Source organism: Bradyrhizobium sp. DOA9, from assembly GCF_000617845.2.
Lineage (GTDB): Bacteria > Pseudomonadota > Alphaproteobacteria > Rhizobiales > Xanthobacteraceae > Bradyrhizobium.
On sequence record NZ_DF820425.1, the window covers coordinates 5,492,775 to 5,513,911 of the forward strand.

Consider the following 21,137-nt stretch of genomic DNA (forward strand, 5'->3'; position numbering starts at 1 on the left):
TCACCAGTTTCTGAATTTCGACGGCGGCGCGTAGAGGCCGCCCGACCAGCGCACGAGATCCTTGATCGAGCGCGCCGCCAGCAGGTTGCGATCCGCATCGAGCGGATTGATGCCGAGATCCTCCGGGCGACGGATCACCCCACGCTCGCGCAAATGCGCGACCATGCCATGGTCCCTCCGACGACCGACGTCGGTATAGCCCGCGACACCGCGAATGGCCTGCTCGCGCTCCGACGCGGTACGGCACAGCAACAGGTTCGCAATGCCCTCCTCGGTGACGATATGCGTGACGTCGTCGCCATAGATCATGACCGGCGCAAGCTCGAGCTCGAGCTTCTCGGCGAGCTCGATGGCATCGAGCCTCTCGACGAACAGTGGCACGTTCTTGTCCCCGAACGTCTCGCCGATCTGCACGACCAGCTTGCGGCCGCGGCGCAGCAGTGCCGCGCCACCAGGGTCGCCCTCTGCTCCGGCCTTCAGCCAGGGGCCGCTGGGGTGCCGCCGCCCACGGGCATCGGCCCCCATATTCGGTGCGCCGCCGAACCCGGCGATGCGGGACGCGGTAACGGTCGACGAATTTCCCTGCAAATCGATCTGCAGCGTGGAGCCGATGAACATGTCGCAGGCATAGAGGCCGGCGGTCTGGCAAAAGGCGCGATTGGAGCGCAGTGAGCCGTCGGGACCGGTAAAATACACGTCGGGGCGGGCGCGGATGTAGTCATCCATGCCGACTTCCGAGCCGAATGAATGGATCTGCCGTACCCAACCGGACTCGATCGCGGGAATGAGCGCCGGATGCGGGTTCAATGCAAAATGGGTTGCAATCTTACCCTTCAGCCCAAGCCGCTCGCCGAATGTCGGCAGCAGGAGCTCGATCGCAGCCGTGCTGAAGCCGATGCCGTGATTGAGCCGCTGCACGCCATAAGGCGCATAGATGCCCTTGATCGCGAGCATCGCGGTCAGGATCTGTCCCTCGGTGATCGCGGCCGGATCGCGCGTGAACAGCGGCTCGACGAAGAACGGCTTGTCGGACTTGACGATGAAGTGGACGCGGTCCCCCGGGATGTCGACCCGCGACACCGTCTCGACGATCTCGTTGACCTGGGCGATCACGACGCCGTCCTTGAACGCGGTCGCCTCCACTACGGTCGGCGTGTCCTCGGTGTTCGGGCCGGTGTAGAGATTTCCGTCGCGGTCGGCGCTGACGGCGGCGATCAACGCGACCTGCGGTGTCAGGTCGATGAAATAGCGAGCGAACAATTCCAGATAGGTATGGACCGCGCCGAGCTCGATCTTGCCGCCGAACAGCATGCGCGCGATGCGCGCCGATTGCGGCCCGGAATAGGCGTAGTCGAGACGCTTGGCGACCCCGCGGTCGAACAGGTCGAGATGTTCGGGAAGAACGACGCCCGACTGCACCATGTGCAGATCGTTGACCCTGGAGAGATCGACCGCGAGCAGCGCGCGACTGAGCAGGTCGGCCTGCTTCTGGTTGTCGCCCTCGAGGCAAACCCGGTCGCCGGGCCTGATAACGGCCTCGAGCAGGCGCGTCGCATCGCGTGCCTCGACGATTTTGCCTCGGGCAAGGCCGGCGCCGGCCGCAATGCGGGCATCGCGCGCGGCCCGGTTGTTCTGCCAGCTGGTGTTCACGGAATCCTCCTGATGGGACAGTCGAACCGGCGGGAGTGCCGTCTCCCCCGCCGGCCTTCGTTCCGCCGGCCCTGCGTCAGGACCGGTAGAATGCGCCGTCAGCGGGTGGCAGGTTGATCGATGCTGCGTGCGGCGCGGGTGATCACGGCCGCAACTTCCCTGGGATGCGACTCGTAGACCGAGTGGCTCGCGCCCGGGATCACCGTGGTGTGGCTCTTGGCGCGCTCGTAATACCAGCGCTCCAGATCCGGGTTGATGATCTGGTCGCCGCCGGCGACGATGCCCCAGCTCGGCTTGGTCTTCCACGCAGCCGCCGTCAGGGGCGTGCTGAACACCTGCGCCGCGGCAGGAACCTGGGAGCGCGCGACGAACTCGGCACGCTCGCGCGGCAGATCCGGCGCGAACAGCTTCGGGAATTGCGCGGGATCGAGATAGGTGAACTTGTCGGGCGTGACCTTGATGACGCCTTCGGTCTTGCCGAGCACGCTCGGTGTCTTCTTGCCCAGCGCCGATTCGTCCTCGCCGACGTCGGGCGCATGCGCGGCGACGTAGACGAGACCGGCGACGTTGGGGTGAACACCGGCCTCGGTGATGATCGAACCGCCATAGCTGTGACCGACGAGGAGCGTCGGGCCGTCCTGAAGATCGAGGATGCGCTTCGCCGCCGTGACGTCGTCGGCGAACGACGTCTCGGGCTCCTGCACCATGGTGACGCGGAAGCCTTCCTTCACCAGGATCTCGTAGACCGGCTTCCAGCCGGACGCATCCACCCAGGCGCCGTGCACGAGGACGATGTTCTTCAGGGGTTCCGCACGCGCCGGGGCGACGCTCGCGAACAGGGAAAGGGCTGCAGCAAAGGCGAGGCCAGCGTTGAGGTGTTTCATGTCGGGATCACTCCGGGTTGGAATGACGCGACACTAGTTTCGCTGTTCGCCTGCGTATTTCGGCAAGCAACTGTCATTGCCACTTCGCACGCCGGGCCTCTTGGACGGAGGACCACGTCAGGCACACTGAAATCCCTGACACGATCTGTCGGAAGCGTGAATCCGTCGCAAATTGCCGGATCGCCTGGCCATCGAGAAGAACGCGAGCTCCGATAGGAAAGGCCGCTTCAGGCACGATGGCGAGACGACCCGGCAACGCGGTCGTGCAGCCGGGGAGCCGAACGTGCGTTCTGGAAATACCGACCCGAGCGCAGCTTTCTAGTGTCGATGCAATCAGGTGGAGCGTTCCCCATGCATAAGCAGCACTCATCGAACGATATCGCCGCACGCAGGCGGGGATCGCACTGGGTTTTGTTGATGAATCCCAGTGCGATGCTTGCGACCGGCATGCTCTGGCTGGTCTCGGGCGCAGCCATCGCCCAGACAGCAGCACCGGGAATGCCACCAACTGCCGGCATGCTCGCGACCTCGCCGCTCAACCCGCAATCCACGCGGCCCGTAGGCATTCCGTTGGGATCGACCGAGATCGCGACGCCCGGCATCTCTCCGATCAATCCCATGCAGAGCGCCACGGGCTGCGTCGGGTCGAGTGGTACTGCTTCGACGGGAGCGTTGTTCGACGGCGGGGGGCTGTCCGGCACCTCGTCGAGCAATTGCGCCGGTGGCGTCGTAGCTGCCTCGCCCCTGCCCTCGACATCGACGGTCGGGCGCGTCGGAATTCCGCTGGGCTCCACCGAGATCGGCGGCGCCGGAATAAGCCCGTCCATGCCGGTGCCCGGGCCCAACTCCACGGTCGGCACGTCTCCAATGGACGGCTCCGGCAATCCCTGAGATCAAGAAGGACGACCTCCGTGAAACGGAACCTCGCCATTGCCCTCGTTGCTCTCGCCGCGCTCCTGATCGGCGGCAGTCTCTGGTTGTCCGGCAGAGACCGGAAGCCCGCCGTGGCGGCCACGCCGGTTCCTGCTGCCGTGCCGGTGGTCGCGGCCACGGTCACCGGCAAGGACGTCCCGATCTATTTGCGCGGTATCGGAACGGTGATCGCCTACAACACCGACGTCGTGCGCAGCCAGATTCAGGGGCAGATCGTCAAGATCGCCTTCACCGAGGGACGCACGGTCAAGGCCGGCGACCTGCTCGCCCAGATCGATCCGCGTCCCTACGAGGCCCAGATCGAGCAGCTGACGGCCAACCGCGACAGGGACCAGGCGCAGCTCGTGAACGCCGAGGCCAATCTCTCACGCTACAATCAGCTGGGCGACAAGGGCTATGCGACCCCGCAACTGATCGAGACGCAGACCGCGCAGGTCGCGCAGCTCAAGGCCGCCGTGAAGGCGGACCAGGCCCAGATCGACGAGGCCAATGTCCAACTCAGCTACACGCGGCTCACGTCGGCAATTCCCGGAATCACCGGCGTGCGCCAGATCGACGTCGGCAACGTGATTCATCCGACCGACCCGAACGGTCTCGTCGTCGTGACGCAGATCGAGCCGATCTCGCTGCTGTTCACGCTGCCGCAGACGGACCTGCCCGTCATCCAGGAGCACGCCGCAAAGGGCGAGCTGAAGGTCATCGCCTATAGCCAGGACAACAAGATCAAGCTCGACGAGGGCACGCTGCTGCTCGTCAACAACGAGATCGCGGGGACGACCGGCACCGTCCAGCTCAAGGCGGTGTTTCCGAACCACGAGCACCGGCTGTGGCCGGGCCAGCTGGTGAACGCCCGCCTGCTGCTCGAGGTTCAGAAGAATGCGCTCACCGTCGCCGGCTCCGCCGTGCAGCAGGGGACGAACGGCAGCTACGTCTACGTCGTATCTCCCGACCGGACCGCGGCCCTGCGTCCCGTTCACGTCGCGCAGATCAGCGACGGACAGGCCTTGATCGACCAGGGGCTGAAGCCGGGCGACGTCGTCGTGGTCGACGGTCAGTATCGGCTGACGGAGGGCAGCCGCGTTCGCGAGCTGCACGGCAAGGCGGCGCAGGAAGCCGACTTGCAGAGCGCCGTGCAGAACGCGATACCATGAACCTCTCCGCGCCCTTCATCCTGCGGCCGATCGCCACCGCCCTGCTGATGGCCGGCCTGCTGCTGTGCGGCCTTGCGACCTATCCGCTGCTCCCGGTCGGCGCACTGCCGAACGTCAATTACCCGACCATCCAGATCTCGGCGCAACTGCCCGGCGCCGATCCCGGCACCATCGCCTCGTCGCTCGCAACCCCGCTCGAGCAGCAGCTCAGTCAAATCCCCGGCATCACACAGATCACCTCGTCCAGTGCGCTCGGCGTAGCTCAGCTTACCGTGCAATTCGAGCTGTCGCGGACGGTGGACAGCGCGGCGGTTGACGTCCTGGCCGCGATCAATGCCGCCAGCCCTTTCCTGCCGCCGAATATCCCCTACCCTCCCACGATCAGGAAGGTGAACCCGGCGGAGACGCCGATCATGCTGATCGCGCTGACCTCGGACTCGCTGCCACTGACCACGGTCGACGCCTATGCGGAAAACATCCTGCTGCCGAAGATCTCGCAAGTTCCCGGTGTCGGTCTCGTCGGCATCGGCGGCCAGCAGAAGCCCGCAATCCGCGTCCGCATCAATCCGCAGGCGCTTGCAGCCCGCGGCATCGGTCTCGAAGACGTTCGCAACGTGATCGCCGGCGCCAATGTCGATCTGCCGAAGGGCACGCTCAACAGCCCACGCGTGACCTATACGCTGAACACCAACGACCAGCTGCTGAAGCCCTCGGCCTACGAAGACCTCATCATCGCCTATCGCAACGGCTCGCCGGTGCGGATACGCGACGTCGGCACCGCGATCGAGGGACCAGAGAACGATCTTCTGGCCGGCTGGTACGGCAAGGAGAGGGCCATCATCCTCGCCATCCAGCGCGTCCCCGGCGCCAACGTCATCGCGACGGTCGATCGCATCAAGAAGCTGCTGCCGCAGCTCCAGGCTTCCGTTCCGCCGGCGATCAAGGTGACGATCGCCGCCGATCGCACCGCCACCATCCGCGCCGCGGTCTCCGACGTTCAATTCACGCTGATGCTGACGGTCGCCCTGGTGGTGATGGTCATCTTCCTGTTCCTGCGGAATTTCTGGGCCACCGTCATTCCGGCGATCACGGTCCCCCTGGCGCTGGTCGGTACCTTCGCGGTGCTCTACGTGCTCGGCTACAGCCTGGACAACCTCTCGCTGATGGCGCTGTCGATCGCGGTGGGCTTCGTGGTCGACGATGCCGTCGTCGTCATCGAGAACATCGTGCGCCATCTCGAGCAGGGCATGACGCCGATGGAGGCAGCACTCAAGGGTTCCGCCGAGATCGGCTTCACGATCGTCTCCATCACGCTGTCGCTGATCGCGGTGTTCATCCCGCTGTTCCTGATGGGTGGCTATGTCGGCAAGTTGTTCCAGGAATTCGCGGTCACAATCACCGCCTCGCTGCTGCTGTCACTTGTGATCTCGCTCACCCTGACGCCGATGATGTGCGCCCGCCTCCTGAAGGACGATTCGCGGAGCAGGCACGGCAAGCTCTACCTCGTCTTCGAACGTGGCTTCGATGCCCTGCTTGCGCTCTACGCGCAGGGCCTTCGCGTCGTGCTGCGCCATCGCTTCGCGACGCTGCTGGTCATGCTCTCGACCGTCGCGCTGACGGGCTATCTCTACGTGATCATCCCGAAGGGCTTCTTCCCGCAGCAGGACACCGGGCAGATCGTGGGCATCACCGAGGCTGCCCAGGACATCTCCTTCCCGGCCATGTCCGAACGCCAACAGGCGATCGTCGACGTCCTGTCGAAGGACCCGGCGATCCAGTCGGTGGCGAGCTATATCGGTCCGGGAGGGCCGACGGCGACGCTGAACCAGGGGCGCATCTTCATCGTGCTGAAGCCGAAGCCGGAGCGCAAGGCGAGCGCCGACCAGATCATCGAACGGCTGGGGCCCAGGCTCGCCCACATCCAGGGCATCAGGCTCTACATGCAGGCCTCCCAGGACATCACCATTGGCGCCCGCCTGTCGAAGACGCAGTATCAATACACGCTGACGGACGCCGATTCCAACGAGCTCACCCACTGGTCGGCGATCTTCCTGGAGAGGCTCCGCGCGCTCGACGTCATCAGCGACGTCGCAAGCGACCAGGCCAATGCCGGTCCGCAGCTGGACGTTACCGTCGATCGCGAGGTCGCCTCGAGCTTCGGCATCCTGCCGACCACGATCGACAATGCGCTCGACGACGCCTTCGGCCAGCGCATCGTCTCCACCATGTTCACCTCACTGAACCAGTATCACGTCGTGATGGAGGTCGATCCACGCTTCCAGTACGGGCCCGAAGCGCTCAGGGACATCTACCTGAACTCGGCCACCGGCCAGCAGGTGCCGCTCAGCACCCTGGTTCACAGCGTGATCAAGCCCGCGCCGATCCTGATCAATCACCAAAGCCTGTTCCCGTCGGTGACGATCTCGTTCAACCTGAAGCCCGGCGTCGCGCTGGGCGATGCGGTGACGGCGATCCAAAAGATCGAGAAGGAGACCGGCAAGCCTGCCTCGCTGTCGACCTCGTTCCAGGGCAATGCGCAGGCCTTCCAGTCCTCCCTTCGAGGCACACCGTTGCTGATCGGGGCGGCGCTGATCGTGATCTACATCATCCTCGGCGTGCTCTACGAGAGCCTGATCCACCCCATTACAATCCTGTCGACGCTGCCTTCGGCGGGTATCGGCGCGCTGCTGCTGCTGCTCGCGGTCCATATGGATCTCAGCGTCATCGCCATTGTCGGCATCATCCTCTTGATCGGCATCGTCAAGAAGAACGGCATCATGCTCGTCGACTTCGCCCTCGAGGTGGAGCGCCAGCATGGGCTCAGCCCGGAAGAGGCGATCTACCAGGCCTGCACGCTGCGCTTCCGCCCGATCCTGATGACGACGATGGCGGCGCTACTCGGCGGCGTGCCGCTGATGATCGGCTCGGGCACCGGCGCGGAGCTGCGCCAGCCGCTCGGCTACACCATCGTCGGCGGCCTGATGCTGTCGCAGCTCCTGACGCTCTACACGACCCCCGTCGTCTATCTCTATCTCGACCGGCTCGGCAACAGGCTGACCGGGCGCAAGCCGCGGGCCGAGACATCCAACCCGTCCGAAGCCGAGGTAGAGACGGAATTGAGTCATAAATCCGCTTGAGAAAGCGAAGGAGTTGCTTTCTGGACCAGCTGGACGTCCTGCCTGAAGGGGCAATTGCTCGTCCTACAAGGCCAGCATGATGCCCGACTAGCGATGCTGCGCAGCGGCCTGAAGGCGCGGACCGAGAATGGATGGCTGATGGGCAATCCGGAATTTCTCGGATCACTTGCCGAAGGCCTGCTGGCAAGCGGCGAGGCTGCGCTGGCGCTGGCCGCGGTGGAGGAAGCCGTGACGATATCGCGGCAAAGGTGGCGATTATGCTGCCTTGCGGATCTCTTGCGGATCAAGGCCGAGATTCTCCTGGTCAAGGACCCATCCGAGCTCTCGCGAGCCGAAGTGCTGTTCGCCGAAGGACTGGTCCGTGGCCCGAAGCCAGCACTGCCTTTTCAAAGAGCTGAAGGTTTCGGCAGCTTGGGCAGGAATCATGGCGAGATCGGACCGTCAGCAAATGGCACTTGATCTCGTCGGTCCGGTCGGCGCTCTGTTCGACCAGGAGATCGATCTTCCCGTCCTCACCTTTGCCCGCGCCTTGGCAGAAATACCGGGCATCTCGACCCGTGACGTCAACAATCCTGCGTCATGGACCTGCCACTAGCGTTCGATCCGCCTTGCACGTCAGCATCCCGGCGGCAGGATTGGCGATACGCCCGGCGTCGGCGCCGCGCCTGAGGCGTTCGCCGGCAACACAGTCGCAGGCGACGCGAGATTCATCGAGACGCCCTCCATGCAAGACGAGCTGTTCGGACTGGGCACGACGGCCGCGTCCGGGTCTATGCCCGTGCCACCGGCACCACCGGCGCCCGCCTGGATCGTACCAGGCGCGGGGCTTGTAGCCACTTGCGGGATCGACAACGGCAAGGAGGCAGCGCTCGTCACCTCTCCCCCCGGCGTCGCGCTGCATCCGACCGTCGCACCTGTTCCTGAGGGCGCAGCTGAAAAGATCGTCCCGATGGCGCTACTGTTCTGCCCTATGACCGGCAGCAACGGCGCCGCGATGCCCGGTGGTGCAAGGCCTGTCGGCGATACGGTCGGCGTCGCCGGCACCGGCGTCGGCGATGACGACGGCGGAGCGCAGACCACCACCGTCCCCGGCGTCGTCGGATCCGACGCGAGCGGAACCGGTGCCAGCGTCGTGTCCGGGGCACCTGACACGGTCGTTGCGGAAAAGGGCCCGGGACTGTTGAGCGGCGAAATCACGATCGCGCCGGGCACCGTCGGCAAACCCATTGCCGTTGTACCGGTCGTTGCAACCTGGGCTTCGACTGGATAGCCGCCCAGTTGCAGAGCCAAGATCGTCGCGAACGCGATCCGCTTCATCACCATGGTCCTAGCCCGTCTCGGTCTTGCGAACGGTGACCTTGCATCCCTCCGCCAGATTGACCGCAGGATTGAGCACGACCTGGTCGCCCGGCTGCACGCCGTCGCGCACTTCCACCGTGGTGCCAAAATCCCGGGAGATCGAGACCTGCTGAAAATGAACCGTGCCATTGCGCACGACCGCGACATGGAGGCCGCTCTGGTCGAAGACGAGCGCATCGGACGGGATCGTCGTCGATGCCGTCCGACGCGGGATCGACAGCTCGACCGTGCAATAGATACCCGGGCTGAGCAGCCCGTCCGGATTGGGAACGTCGATCTCGGTCAGCAGCGTCCGGCTGCCCGGCTGCAGCGCGGTCGCGATCCGCGTGACCTTGCCTGCAAACGTCCGCCCCGGAATCTCGGGAACGCGGATATCCGCATCGACGCCCGGGCCAACGCCGAACGCTTCGTCCTGCGGCACGAACACCTGGGTTCGGATCACGTCGGAATGCATCAGCGTGAACATGAAAGTCGACCCCGCTGATACCAGGCTGCCGTTGTCCACGTTACGCTGCGTGACCACGCCGTCGAATGGCGCCACCACACGCTGGTAGGACTTCTCCTGCTGGAGAACTCGGATCTGCGCTTCCTGCGCCGTGATGTTCGACTGGGCGACACCCACCGCGCCTTGCTGCGCGCGCAGGGTAAGGCGATCGTTGTCGCCCTGTTGTGCCGTCAACCAGCCCTGCTTGACGAGATTGCTGTCGCGCGAGTTGGTCACCTCGGCCAGTTCCCGGCTTGCCTGCGCCTGCTGAAGCGCGGCCTGGTCCTGCGCGAGCGTTGCTTGCGCCTGAGCGATCTGCTGGTCGAGCTCAGGCGCGGTGATTTCCGCGAGGAGGTCGCCCTTCTTGACCCGATCGCCGATATCGACGTGGCGCTTCTCGATATAGCCGCTGGTCCGCGCGAAGATGTTGGCCGCCTCGAACGCGGTCGTCGTCGCCGGCAGGCTCACCTTCATGATCGCACCGCCGGGCTTGACCGTCGCGACCCGAACCTCGGGAATGTTGGTTCGAGCCTGCTCCGCCACCGCAGCCACGTCACGCGCAGCCTCATAGTGCCGCCAGCCGCCAATGCCGAGACCGCCCGCAAGCAGCAGGAGCACGCCTCCTCCGAGCAGCGCGCCGCCGTAACGGCGGCCGTATCGCGCGCCCTTGCCCGGCAGCTCCACGACCCGGAGGTTTTCTGCCCGGGGGCGGTCTCTCGCCCCCTCGTCATCGGTCCTTGCGCGAACGTCACTCATTCCGGTTGCTCCTCGAATACGCCGTGGTGAGGCTTGCCGTCGTTGCCCATGCGCAGCATGGCGAAGAGATAAGGCACGATCAGCAAGGTGGTCGGGGTCGCGAACAGCAGGCCGCCGATGACCGCCCGCGCGAGCGCGGCATTCTGCTCCTCGCCAGGCCCACCGATCGCCATCGGGATCATGCCCACGATCATCGCCGCCGCGGTCATCAGCACGGGCCGGATTCGCGTCCGGCCCGCGCTCAGCGCCGCCTGGAACGCCGAGTGCCCCTTCAACTGCTCGTCGCGCGCGAAAGTCACGAGCAGGATGGAATTTGCCGAGGCAACGCCGATCGCCATGATGGCTCCCATCAGCGACGGCACGTTCAGCGTCGTCCCGGTGATGAACAGCATCGTCACGATGCCGCAGAATGTCGCCGGGAGCGCCATGATGACGACGAACGGATCGCCGAAATTCTGGTAGTTCACGACCATCAGCAGGTAGACGAGGATGGCCGCAAACAGCAATCCGATTCCGAGATCGCGGAACGACTGATGCATGCTCTGGATCTGTCCCAGGACTTGAATCGAATTGCCCGGTTGCAGCTGCTTCTGCAGCGTGGACGTCACCTTCTCGATGTCGGCCGCGACGCTGCCGAGATCGCGACCCTGTACGCTCGCATAGACGTCGTAAACCGGCTGGACATTGGCCTGGTTCGAATTGGTGGGAACGGTGCCCCGCTTGAAGGTGGCGACATTGCTGAGCAGTCCGGGCACCGTCTGGCCGCTTGCGGCAAGCGAGGCCGACACCGGCGTGTTGCCCAGGGCGTTCAACGAATTGGCCCTGTATTCCGGTGTTTGTACCGCCAGGTAATAGGGGATGCCCGACGTTGGATCCGTCCAGAAATTCGGCGAGACCTGCGCGGACGAGCTCAGGCTGACATTGATATTGGTCGCCACCGTGCTGGCATTGAGGCCCAGTTGCGCGGCGCGAGTGCGGTCGATATCGGCATAAAACGCGGGAGCATCGACCTCCTGCTGCAGATGCGCATCGACGACGGCGGGGATCGCGGCGAGGCTCTTCTGCAGCTCCTTGGCGACGGCGAGGTTGTTGTTACCGTAACCGACCGTGCGGACATCGACCTGCGCCGGAAGTCCAAAATTCAGGATCTGCGTGACGATATCCGCTGCCTGGAAATAGAACGTGTCCTCCGGGAACGCCGATGGCAGCACCTGCCGCAGCTTCTTGACGTAATCCGCAGTTGGCTTATGCCCGTCCTTCAGCGACACCAGGATGACGCCGTCGTTCACCCCGATGGTCGAGCCGTCAGTGAATGCGAGATTGTAGGCGCGCGCCGGCAGGCCAATGTTATCGACGATCAGCGCCCGGTCGCGCTCCGGAATGACCTCGCGGATCTTGTCCTCCACCGCCTGGAAAATCGCTTCCGTCCGCTCGATCCGCGTGCCCGCGGGCGCGCGAACGTGGAGCTGGATCTGGCCGCCGTCGATCAGGGGATAGAAGTCCCTGCCGACGCAGGCGAACATGGTGGCACCGAGTGCCAGCACCAGCGTGGCGACGACGGGAACGATGACGCGATGTCGTAGCAGTTTGTCGAGGAGATCGGAATATCCGTCGCGCAGGCGCTCGAAGCCGTGCTCGAACGCCGCGGAGGCGCGCGCGAACATGTTCGACGGGCGCTCGCCCTCGCGATGGCGCCGCTCGCCTTTCAGCAGCAGGCCGATGGTGATCGGCGTGAGCGTCCGCGATAGCCCGTAGGAGGCCAGCATTGCGAACACCACGGCAAGGCCGAGTGGCGTGAAGAGGTACTTGGCCGGACCCTCCAGAAACACGACCGAGGTGAACACGCAGCTGATCGCGAGCGTCGAGACCAGCGTCGGCACCGCGATCTCAGCGGCTCCGTGCAGGGTCGCTTCCGGCAGCGGCATGCCTTCCTCGGTCCAGAGCCGGTGCGTGTTCTCGATCGTCACCGTCGAATCGTCGACGAGGATGCCGACGGCAAGGGCGAGGCCGCCGAGCGTCATGGTGTTGAGGGTCTCGCCGAGGAAATACAGGACGATCAGCGAGGACAGCATCGCCAGCGGGATCGAGATCAGGACGACCAGCGTCGACCGCCACGATCCCAGGAACACCAGGATCATCAGCGCCGTCAGACCGGCCGCGATCGCGCCTTCGCGCAGCACGCCACCGACCGAGTGGGCGACGAAGATCGACTGGTCGAACAGCTCGTTGATCTTCAGTCCCGCCGGAGCGGAAGCGCGGATCGATGCCAACGCGTGCTTCACGCCGTTGACGACGGCGAGCGTGGAGGCATTGCCGTTCTTGATGACGCTGAGCAGGACGGCGCGGTGGCCGTCCTCGCGCACGATATTCTGCTGGACCTGGGCGCCGTCGCGGACCTGGGCGACGTCCTTCAGGAAGATCGTGGCCCCGTTCGCGAACTTCACCGGGATCATGTTGAGGTCATCGATCGTCGCCGGCGTCGCATTGGTGCGAACGGTATACTGGGTGTCGCCGATCTTGGTCGTGCCGGTCGGCAGCGTGAGGTTCTGCGTGTTCACCGCGTTGACGATGTCGAGCGGCGTCAATCCGCGCGACAGCAGCTTGTTCGGATCGAGGTCGATCATGATCTGGCGGTATTTGCCGCCGGCAGGCGTGGGCAGGGTCACGCCTGGAACGGGAGCCAGTTGCTGGCGGACCCGGTAGATGCCGAAATCGTAGAGCTGCTGCTCGTTCAGGCTGTTCGATTCGAGGCTGAGCTGGAGCACCGGCACGCTCGAGGCATTGAACTGCACGATGATCGGCGGCTGAATGCCGGGCGGCATCAGGGCGCGGATGGCGTTGGTCGCCGAGACGATCTGCGAGATCGCGAGATCGAGATTGACGTCCGGCTGGAAGTAGATCTTCTGAACCGACAGGCCGTTGAGGGTCTGCGCCTCGATGTTCTTGATACCGCTGACATTGGCGCTGATCGAATACTGGCTGTAGGTGCTGACGCGCTGCTCCATCTCCGGCGTCGAGAGGCCGGTGTAGCTCCAGATGACGGTGACGACGGGGATCCGGATCTCCGGAAAGATGTCTGTCGGCATCGAGCGGATCGCGATGCCGCCGAGGAACAGGATCAACGCCGCAAGCACGTAGAAAGTGTGCGGAAGCCGCAGCGCGAAGCGAACAATTCCCATAATGGTCTGCCTGGTAGAGGATTGTGCAGGATCGTCGGACAGGTGAGGACGGCCGCGCCTCCGTTCAAATGAAAACGAATTCAGTCGATGCGCGTGGCAGCGTGTGACGCGTCATGCGCGGTGTTCATGACGGCCCGTTTGACCTTGGCGAAGGTACGGATCTCGATCTGCCGAACTCGCTCGCTGGATATGGACAGCTCGCTGGCGAGCTGATCGAGCGTAGCGGGACATTCCGTCAGCCGCCGCGCCTGAAAGATATGACGCTCCCGCGGCCCAAGCCCATCCAGCGCAGCGCGCAAAGCCCTGCTGCGCTGCTCCGTCTGGTCGCGATCGGCAAGCATCGTCTCGGCGTCGGCCGCTCCGTCCACCAGCAGGGCTTCCAGCTCAGTTCCGCTGTCCCCGTCACCGACGCGCGCGTTCAGCGACGTGTCACCGTTGAGCCGCGCGTCCATCTCGATCACTTCGCGCGCCGTCACCTCTAGCCTCGCAGCGATCAATTCGGCGACATCGGGCGTAAGCCCCTCCATGGCGCTTCCGGTGACCTTCCTGATCTCGCCGCGGAGCTTGAAGAACAGCCTCTTCTGGGCAGCCGTCGTCCCGATCTTGACCAGGGACCAGGACCGCAGGATGTAGTCGTGAATGGTGGCCTTGATCCACCAGATCGCATAGCTGGAGAATCGCGCGTCGTGGCCTGGTTCGAAGCGCGACGCCGCGATCACGAGGCCGAGATTCGCCTCCGCGATGAGATCGACCAGAGGCAGGCCGTATCCCCTGTAGCCCCGCGCCAGCTTGGCGGCGAGCCGAAGATGGCTGGTGACGAGCGCATCCGCGGCGCGCCGGTCCCGCGTTTCCTGCCAGCGACGCGCGAGCTGCTGCTCCTGACCCGACTCGAGCAGCGCATAGCGCCGGATGGCGACGGAATAAGCGGTGAGGAACGGCGGCGACGCCGCCGCGACCGGCACGGCAACGGGATTGCGCCGCGCCACTTCATGGCTCGTCTGCATTTGTCACTCCTATGGTCCAGGCGGGTTGGTTGATCTCAAAGGCATCGCACGTCATTTGGCTCATCCCATCTGGCCCGCGTCTGCGTGCAGCAATGCGCGCGACCGGTGCGTGATGGCCCTGCCCGCCCTCCCGGTCCAGGCGAGGATCTCGATCCGCCCGCCGGGAGCCGGGCCAATGATCAGCCGGAACCCATGCAGCTTGACGATCGCCGCCACCAGGCTCAGTCCAAGCCCGATGCCTGGCGTACTGCGTATCTTGTCGGAGCGGTAGAACCGCCGCAGCACGGCCTCGCGCTCCTGCTCGCTGATACCGGGCCCGGTATCGCTCACGCGCAGCAGCGCGGTGTCGTCCTCAGTTTCGAGGGCAAGCTCCACCCGCCCGCCCGACGGCGTGAACTTGATCGCATTGTCGACGAGATTGGCGACCGCCTCGAACAGCAGGTCGCGGTCACCCCACACCTGCACACTGCGCTCGGTGACGACGCCGAGCCCGACATGCTTGTCCTCGGCGATCGGCTCGTAGACGTCGCACACCTCCCGCAGGATCTCGTCGAGCGGGACCTCGCCGAAGCCGGCCATGCGGCGGTTGTTCTCGATCTCCGTCAGGCGCAGCAAGGCCGTGACGATCGCGAGCGACTGGTCGATGCCGGCGATCGCCTTGTCCGTGACGTCCTGCAGCTGTTCCAGCGTTGCCGCATGCGTCCGCCCGCGCTCCAGCGCCAGGCGGACGCGAGTCAGCGGCGTCCTGAGATCATGAGCGATGTCGTTGCCGACGCCGGCGAGCGCATTGATCATCGTCTCCATCTCATCGAGCATGCCGTTGACGATCCTGGCCAGCCGCGCAAACGGGTCGTCCGTCCCGCCCTCCGGAAGCCGCTCGCGCAGCTCGCCGGCCACGATGCGCTGGACCCGCTGGTTGACCTCCTCTACGCGTCGCTGGGCACGCAAGCTCAGCCAGACACCGGCAAGCAGGCAGAGGCTGAAGGCCGGCAGCAGGCCCAGGGCCAGCGCCTGGCCCACCACGCTCGATATCTCGCGCGTCTCGTCGACGTTCCGTCCCATCACCAGGACATCGCCGCCGTCGAGACGCCTGCCGACCGCCCTGACGACGGGACTATGCGCCGTCGGCTTCTCCGACAGATCGAGTTGCACGCCCTGCGCCGCTCCATCGAGCCCCAGCTCGCGCGGCACACGGTCGATGTTGCCGGCCAGCCTCTTGCCGGCGGCATCGAACAGTCCCGCGTACTGCACGCCCCTGGAATCCTGCGCGAGGTGATCCGCGATGGCGCTGACGCGGCGGGCCGGGGACAATTCCGCAACGAAGCTGATCTGCGTGGTGATCATGCGATCGGACCGCGCGACCAGATAGGCATCGAGCTTCCAGTAGATGAAGGCGAACAAGGCGACCACGAACAGCGCGAAGGAGGCCGCCACGGCCAGAGCCCAGAGGAACGTGCTGGAGCGGATCAACTGAGTCTGCGGCATCGCCCCTCCCTACGACCGCGAGCGCAAGACGAAGCCGGAGCCTCGTACATTGTGGATGAGCTGTGCCTCCCCGGGACCGTCCACCTTGTGACGAAGCCGGCCCATATGCACGTCGATCAGGTTGGTGGTGGCTGGAACGAACTTGTAGTGCCAGACCTCCTCGAGCAGCATCGCGCGCGTCAAGAGCTGATCGTTGCGGCGCACCATGTACTCGAGCAGGCGGAATTCGCGCGGCAACAGGTCGAGCCTGCGTTCGCCGCGTCGCGCGGTTCGCTCGATCAGATCGAGTTCGAGCGACCCGACCTGCAACCTGGTCGCGCGGCGCTCGGTCGGACGGCGCAGCAGCGCCTCGATCCGCGCGACCAGCTCAACCAGGGCGAACGGCTTTGTGAGATAGTCGTCTCCCCCCGTGCGCAAGCCGCGCACGCGGTCATCGACCGCGCCGAGCGCGCTCAGCACCAGGACAGGCGTCCTGATGTGATCCTTGCGCAGCGTCTCGATGATGGTGAGCCCGTTCATTCCCGGCAACATGCGATCGACGATCATGGCGTCGGGGCTCGACGCACGCGCCCGATCGAGACCGTCGACGCCGTTGCCGGCCCACTGCACCTCGAAGCCGCGATCGCCGAGTTCGGCGAGGATCGCCTCTGCGGTTTCAGTGTCGTCCTCAATCAGGAGAATCCGGGTCATGAGCCTCGTCCCATCGTCCGCACGGCGCCTCGATGCGCGGCTGGACAGCACGGGTTCGGCGTCGCATCGTGTCATGCTCAGTGCCCGCGCAAGTCTAAGACGCGGCGCTGATGCCGCCTGACGCCGGTCGCCCGCTGCCTTACGAGATAGGCTTGCTGCGCACGCCGTGCCATTAAATTGCGGTTCATGTTGTCGGCTGTGCGTGCCGTCAACGGCACGAGTGCGCGCACGATGTGTGCCACAAACGTCATGAACATCTTCCGGGCTCCGCTGCCAACCGCGCTGAATCGAACATATGCCGTCAACGCACGTGCTGTCGTTTCAAGGGTCACGGATGTTGTGCATTCGCACGATCGTGGTTGCGACAGCACGGCGGCTCTCAGGCGGTTGAAATGCAGTGATCAAATCGTGCGTTTGAATCATGCCCGATCGTTCGCACATCGACGGTGAGCCGGCTTGATCGGCCCGATGTCATCACAGGAGAGAGCGAATGACCGCGTCCAGACTATTGTCGATGGGATTGATCGCAGCCGCCTTGCTGGGCGGCCCAGTCATGGCGCGCGAGCACCACCGCGTCGCGCAGCAGCCCGAGGTGACCGCCGATACGGTCGCGGCGACCACGCCGTTCCATTATCCGGGCGAGCGCGCCTGCGTTCCGGCGCCGCGCGTCGGCGCCTTTGCCACCCCGCCGTGGACCGGCAACAACGTGCCGTGCGAGCCGGGCACGGGCAGCTACTAAAGATTGGGCGAGCGCGGCCCGCCGTGTGGCTTCGCCGCGTCTTTGCAAGGACAAGGGGCGGGCTGCGCCGGTCAGCCCGCCCCTGCGCGTAAGTCACGCCGACGCGCGAGACGCTCTTCGCGAGCGGCTTGCCCGATACCTGACACCGAATTCAGTTGGACCGCCGTGCACCGGGCCTACCTCTCCTTCATCACTGACCGGTCATCGGCAACGTCACGCGCAACATGGCCGGCCTGCCCAACACAAGAGGAGTCATCCATGAAACATGCAATCATGATTCTAGCGACAGCAGCACTCGCCTCGACGCTCGCTGTCGGCGCGGCCGATGCACATGGCGGCGGTGGTGGCGGCCACGGCGGCGGCTTTGGCAGTGGCGGCTTCGGCGGTGGACATGCGGGCTTCGGCGGCGGCGCGCATTTCGGCGGCATGGCCCATGAGGGAGGTTTTGGCGGCGGCGCCCGGTTCGGTGGCGGGCAGCTTGGCTTCGGTGGCCATGCCGGAGGCCTGCGCCAGCACGCGTTTCACAGCTACGGTCGCTACCGGCCCGGCTACGGATTCTACGGCGCCTACCCGGATTGCTATGACTGGTACGAGTTGCACCCCTATCAGCCCTTGCCGCTGAGCTGCAGCTGACCCCGCGCCAGGCAACCTTTGGTTCGGATCAACCAAGAGGCGTCTGCGTCCGCCTCGAGGCCCTCGGTCGTTATCGAAGGAATGGCGCTCGAAGGCTTGATTCGAGCGCCGCCACGCCGGGAATGCCCTGCCTCGAGCTAGGGAGCATCCCCTCTTCTGCTACAACCGTTCGGGGATGGCTGGAAACTCGCAGCTCGCGCCGCCGGGATCATCGCAGCAACTTTGCGCAGCAATTCTGGAAAAATGACACTGTAACTTCAACGAGTTAAGTGTGGGCTTGGTGCGCTCGGAGGGACTCGAACCCCCACGGTGTTACCCACTGCCACCTCAAGGCAGCGCGTCTACCAGTTCCGCCACGAGCGCTAGGAGATGCCGGCCTGAGGCTTGAAGGCTGGCCGGATCAGCGGCCGCCGATCTAACAAATCCATCAGGGGGATACAAGCCTGCAAAGCCCTTGAATTCCACAAGCGTGGCAGGAAATTCTCACCCGCCCGGATCGGCCCAATCCAGGCGCATGGGCGCCACTCGCGGACCGCCGGGCCCTATCGCGTCCCCGGCGAGCGCGGCAACATCTGCTTGACCTCGACCGCGATGCGGTTGCGGTCGACCAGCACGACGCCGGAGGCGACCGGCAGGTTATTGGCGAGCACCTTGACCTCGTCGGCCTCGGTCGCATCCAGCTCGATGATGGCGCCGCGGGAAAGACGCAATACCTGATGGATCGGCATGGTGGTCGTCCCGAGGACGACCATGAGATCCACGGTGACTTTATCGAGAGTGGGCACTGTCGGGACCGCCGCAACTTGGGACTTACGCCAAAGGACTTGGCATTTGCTCCCGAGATCATCACCACGTTATGGTTAGCCAATGGTTAATTCGCCCCAAGACCCCCGCCGAGAACGGCGCCAAGACCAGCGTCAAGACCAGCGTCAAGACCTCGATTTGACGTCGTTTTCCGTCACGGGCGGCGAAGCCGTCGAATGGCGGATTTCGGACGCGCCGGTGCCCTATCCCGAGGCGGTGGCCGCCATGGAGGCGCGCGTTGCGGCGATTGCCGCGGGCGAGGCCCCGGAATTGGTCTGGCTGCTCGAGCATCCCCCGCTCTACACGTCGGGAACATCGGGCAAGGACAGCGACCTGCTCGAGGCACGCTTCCCGACCTATGCTACGGGGCGCGGCGGGCAGCTGACCTATCACGGGCCCGGCCAGCGCGTGGCTTACATCATGCTCGACCTCAAGCGCCGCCGGCCGGACGTGCGGGCCTATGTCGCGAGCCTTGAGGAATTGATCCTGAAGACGCTGGCCGCCTTCAACGTCCGCGGCGAGCGGCGCGAGGACCGGGTCGGTGTCTGGGTCAGGCGACCCGACAAGGGACCTGAGCACGAAGACAAGATCGCGGCGATTGGCGTCCGCCTGAAGCGCTGGGTTTCGTTTCACGGCATCGCCATCAATGTCGAGCCGGAGCTGTCGCATTTCGCCGGCATCGTGCCCTGCGGTGTCGTCGATCCCCGTTACGGCGTCACTTCGCTGCTCGATCTCGGCCAGCTCGTGACCATCGCCGATGTCGATATTGCGCTCCGGCAGGCGTTCGAAGAGCTGTTCGGACCGACCCGCGCGCAGCTGCCGGAAGCGGCCGTCTAATCTTTTTCTGTTCGAGCCGACCGCGCACGCTCCCGCGCCTTCGGGAATCAGCTACGCTCCATTCCGGTGCCGCCCACGCCTCCCCCCTCCGCCGGGAAAGCAGACCTCATGCCGGGCGAGTTGATCATCGGCCGACTGTTCGAGCGCCAGGCATAAGGAGGGGTTGCGATCCATGCTCGCAATGGGAGGTTTTGACGATGAAACTGTCTGCACCGATCTACCATCTGAAGCGCAAGGCCAGGCGCCTGTCGCGCGAAGCCGGCATTCCGCTCCACGACGCGCTTGACCGCATCGCTGCGACGGAAGGGTTTTCCGCCTGGAGCATGCTTGCGGCCAAAGCAGCCGCACTCACCCCCGCGAGCAAACTGTTCGCGCAATTCCGTCCGGGCGATTTGGTGCTGGTCGGGGCGCGTCCCGGCCAGGGCAAGACGCTGATGAGCCTCGAATTGGCCGTCGAAGCCATGAAGTCCGGCCATCGCGCCGCATTCTTCTCACTGGAGTACACCGAGCGAGATGTGTTGGACCGGCTCCGTGCGATCGGAGCGGAGCCGGCGCAGTTCGACAAGCTGTTCGAGGTCGATTGTTCGGACGTCATCAGCGCCGACTACGTCGTGAAACACATGGCTTCGGCGGCGCGCGGCACGCTCGTCGTGATCGACTATCTGCAACTGCTCGATCAAAGGCGGGAAAATCCCGATCTCACCGTCCAGGTCCGCGCGCTGAAATCGTTTGCGCGCGACATGGGGCTGATCGTCGTCTTCATCTCGCAGATCGACCGCTCCTACGATCCCGCGGTCAAGCCCTGCCCCGATCTCGGCGATGTCCGCTTGCCGAACCCGCTGGACCTGACACAGTTCGACAAGACGTGCTTCATCAACAACGCCGAAGTGCAGTTCCGCGCCGCGAGCTGACGGCTTCGGGCCGCGGGTGTGATCGTTCACCCGCGGCCTCCCGCATCACGCCGCCTGCAGCGCAACCTCGAGCTTGCCGGCGATGTAGCGCCGCTCCTGGGTCAGACCGCCGAAGCCGTAGGCGTCGCCCTTGACCTCGTCGACATGCAGGTAAGTCTCGGGATGCAGCGGGCCCAGGATCTCGGCCATGCGCTTGAACATGGCGGCGAGATAGGCCGCCTTCTCGTCCTTGGTGTTGGTGCCTTCGGTGACGTGGATGTCGATCCAGTAGCTTGCGAGATTCTGCTCGGCAAGCGATGTGCCGCCGGCGAACCAGTCGCCGGCGTCGACCGACTTCACGATGATCGCGGTGACCTTGGGATCCTTGTGCAGGATATTTGCGGTGAGCTCGGATACCGCGCTCGCGATGTCGGCCTTCAGCGAGGCGGACTGGCGGGACGTGGTGTAGGACACGGTGATCAGGGGCATGGTCGTTCTCCTCGATATGCCGCGCGATTTGCG

General features: G+C 64.9%; 19 protein-coding genes and 1 tRNA gene. 10 read left to right on the forward strand and 10 right to left on the reverse strand.

Annotation, left to right across the window (positions count from 1 at the left end; translation table 11 throughout):
• Both mdcA and BDOA9_RS25830 read right to left on the reverse strand, forming a co-directional pair.
• Positions 1-1,650, reverse strand: a complete 1,650-nt coding sequence (mdcA, locus tag BDOA9_RS25825; RefSeq protein ID WP_025036855.1) for a malonate decarboxylase subunit alpha — start codon at positions 1,648-1,650, stop codon at positions 1-3.
• Positions 1,651-1,748: 98 nt separating this feature from the next.
• Complete coding sequence (locus tag BDOA9_RS25830; protein ID WP_025036856.1) at positions 1,749-2,534, reverse strand: alpha/beta hydrolase; 786 nt, start codon at positions 2,532-2,534, stop codon at positions 1,749-1,751.
• A 417-nt stretch (positions 2,535-2,951) separates the two neighbouring features.
• Here BDOA9_RS25830 and BDOA9_RS39050 point away from each other — a divergent pair, with 417 nt between their 5' ends.
• The 6 genes from BDOA9_RS39050 (at position 2,952) to BDOA9_RS25855 (ending at position 9,025) form a co-directional block, all read left to right on the forward strand.
• Complete coding sequence (locus tag BDOA9_RS39050; protein WP_192859611.1) at positions 2,952-3,425, forward strand: hypothetical protein; 474 nt, start codon at positions 2,952-2,954, stop codon at positions 3,423-3,425.
• A gap of 20 nt (positions 3,426-3,445) precedes the next feature.
• The gene (locus BDOA9_RS25840; protein ID WP_025036858.1) at positions 3,446-4,618 is read left to right on the forward strand and encodes an efflux RND transporter periplasmic adaptor subunit; all 1,173 of its coding nucleotides are present in this window, start codon (positions 3,446-3,448) and stop codon (positions 4,616-4,618) included.
• Positions 4,615-7,755: an efflux RND transporter permease subunit gene (locus BDOA9_RS25845; RefSeq protein ID WP_025036859.1), complete on the forward strand. Its 3,141-nt coding sequence runs from the start codon at positions 4,615-4,617 to the stop codon at positions 7,753-7,755. The genes BDOA9_RS25840 and BDOA9_RS25845 overlap by 4 nt, the downstream gene beginning before the upstream one ends.
• Positions 7,756-7,848: 93 nt before the next feature.
• The gene (locus BDOA9_RS39505) at positions 7,849-8,214 is read left to right on the forward strand and encodes a hypothetical protein (RefSeq protein WP_025036860.1); all 366 of its coding nucleotides are present in this window, start codon (positions 7,849-7,851) and stop codon (positions 8,212-8,214) included.
• A complete protein-coding gene (locus BDOA9_RS39510) occupies positions 8,204-8,350 on the forward strand; it encodes a hypothetical protein (protein ID WP_244521524.1) in 147 nt (48 codons plus the stop codon). Before BDOA9_RS39505 ends, BDOA9_RS39510 begins: the two co-directional genes overlap by 11 nt.
• 129 nt (positions 8,351-8,479) lie before the next feature.
• Positions 8,480-9,025, forward strand: coding sequence for a hypothetical protein (locus BDOA9_RS25855; RefSeq protein ID WP_025036861.1), 546 nt, complete (start codon positions 8,480-8,482; stop codon positions 9,023-9,025).
• Positions 9,026-9,082: 57 nt separating this feature from the next.
• Here BDOA9_RS25855 and BDOA9_RS25860 read toward each other — a convergent pair whose 3' ends face one another.
• The 5 genes from BDOA9_RS25860 to BDOA9_RS25880 all read right to left on the reverse strand — a co-directional run bounded on the left by BDOA9_RS25860 (position 9,083) and on the right by BDOA9_RS25880 (position 16,712).
• Positions 9,083-10,354: an efflux RND transporter periplasmic adaptor subunit gene (locus BDOA9_RS25860; protein WP_025036862.1), complete on the reverse strand. Its 1,272-nt coding sequence runs from the start codon at positions 10,352-10,354 to the stop codon at positions 9,083-9,085.
• Entirely contained in the window at positions 10,351-13,533 is a 3,183-nt protein-coding gene (locus tag BDOA9_RS25865) for an efflux RND transporter permease subunit (RefSeq protein WP_025036863.1), read from the reverse strand. The genes BDOA9_RS25860 and BDOA9_RS25865 overlap by 4 nt, the downstream gene beginning before the upstream one ends.
• 80 nt (positions 13,534-13,613) lie before the next feature.
• Positions 13,614-14,537, reverse strand: a complete 924-nt coding sequence (rpoH, locus tag BDOA9_RS25870) for an RNA polymerase sigma factor RpoH (RefSeq protein WP_025036864.1) — start codon at positions 14,535-14,537, stop codon at positions 13,614-13,616.
• A 60-nt stretch (positions 14,538-14,597) separates the two neighbouring features.
• On the reverse strand, positions 14,598-16,022 hold the full coding sequence (locus BDOA9_RS25875; RefSeq protein WP_025036865.1) for a sensor histidine kinase: 1,425 nt from the start codon (positions 16,020-16,022) through the stop codon (positions 14,598-14,600).
• A gap of 9 nt (positions 16,023-16,031) precedes the next feature.
• Positions 16,032-16,712, reverse strand: a complete 681-nt coding sequence (locus BDOA9_RS25880; protein WP_025036866.1) for a response regulator transcription factor — start codon at positions 16,710-16,712, stop codon at positions 16,032-16,034.
• A 490-nt stretch (positions 16,713-17,202) separates the two neighbouring features.
• Between BDOA9_RS25880 and BDOA9_RS25890 the strand changes: the two genes are divergently transcribed.
• Entirely contained in the window at positions 17,203-17,451 is a 249-nt protein-coding gene (locus tag BDOA9_RS25890; RefSeq protein WP_025036868.1) for a hypothetical protein, read from the forward strand.
• A gap of 258 nt (positions 17,452-17,709) precedes the next feature.
• Entirely contained in the window at positions 17,710-18,084 is a 375-nt protein-coding gene (locus tag BDOA9_RS25895) for a hypothetical protein (protein ID WP_042336772.1), read from the forward strand.
• A 278-nt stretch (positions 18,085-18,362) separates the two neighbouring features.
• Here the strand turns inward: BDOA9_RS25895 and BDOA9_RS25900 are convergent.
• Positions 18,363-18,447 (reverse strand) — tRNA-Leu (locus BDOA9_RS25900).
• Positions 18,448-18,626: 179 nt separating this feature from the next.
• Complete coding sequence (locus tag BDOA9_RS25905) at positions 18,627-18,869, reverse strand: FliM/FliN family flagellar motor switch protein (RefSeq protein WP_018647371.1); 243 nt, start codon at positions 18,867-18,869, stop codon at positions 18,627-18,629.
• Positions 18,870-18,951: 82 nt separating this feature from the next.
• Between BDOA9_RS25905 and lipB the strand changes: the two genes are divergently transcribed.
• Positions 18,952-19,725 (forward strand): lipoyl(octanoyl) transferase LipB, encoded by a 774-nt coding sequence (gene lipB, locus BDOA9_RS25910; RefSeq protein WP_025036870.1) that lies wholly within the window; start codon positions 18,952-18,954, stop codon positions 19,723-19,725.
• 197 nt (positions 19,726-19,922) lie between these two features.
• Entirely contained in the window at positions 19,923-20,636 is a 714-nt protein-coding gene (locus BDOA9_RS25915; protein ID WP_025036871.1) for a DNA helicase, read from the forward strand.
• A 45-nt stretch (positions 20,637-20,681) separates the two neighbouring features.
• On the opposite strand, the gene BDOA9_RS25920 is transcribed toward BDOA9_RS25915, so the two are convergent.
• On the reverse strand, positions 20,682-21,104 hold the full coding sequence (locus tag BDOA9_RS25920; RefSeq protein ID WP_025036872.1) for a tautomerase family protein: 423 nt from the start codon (positions 21,102-21,104) through the stop codon (positions 20,682-20,684).
• Positions 21,105-21,137: the final 33 nt, after the last annotated feature.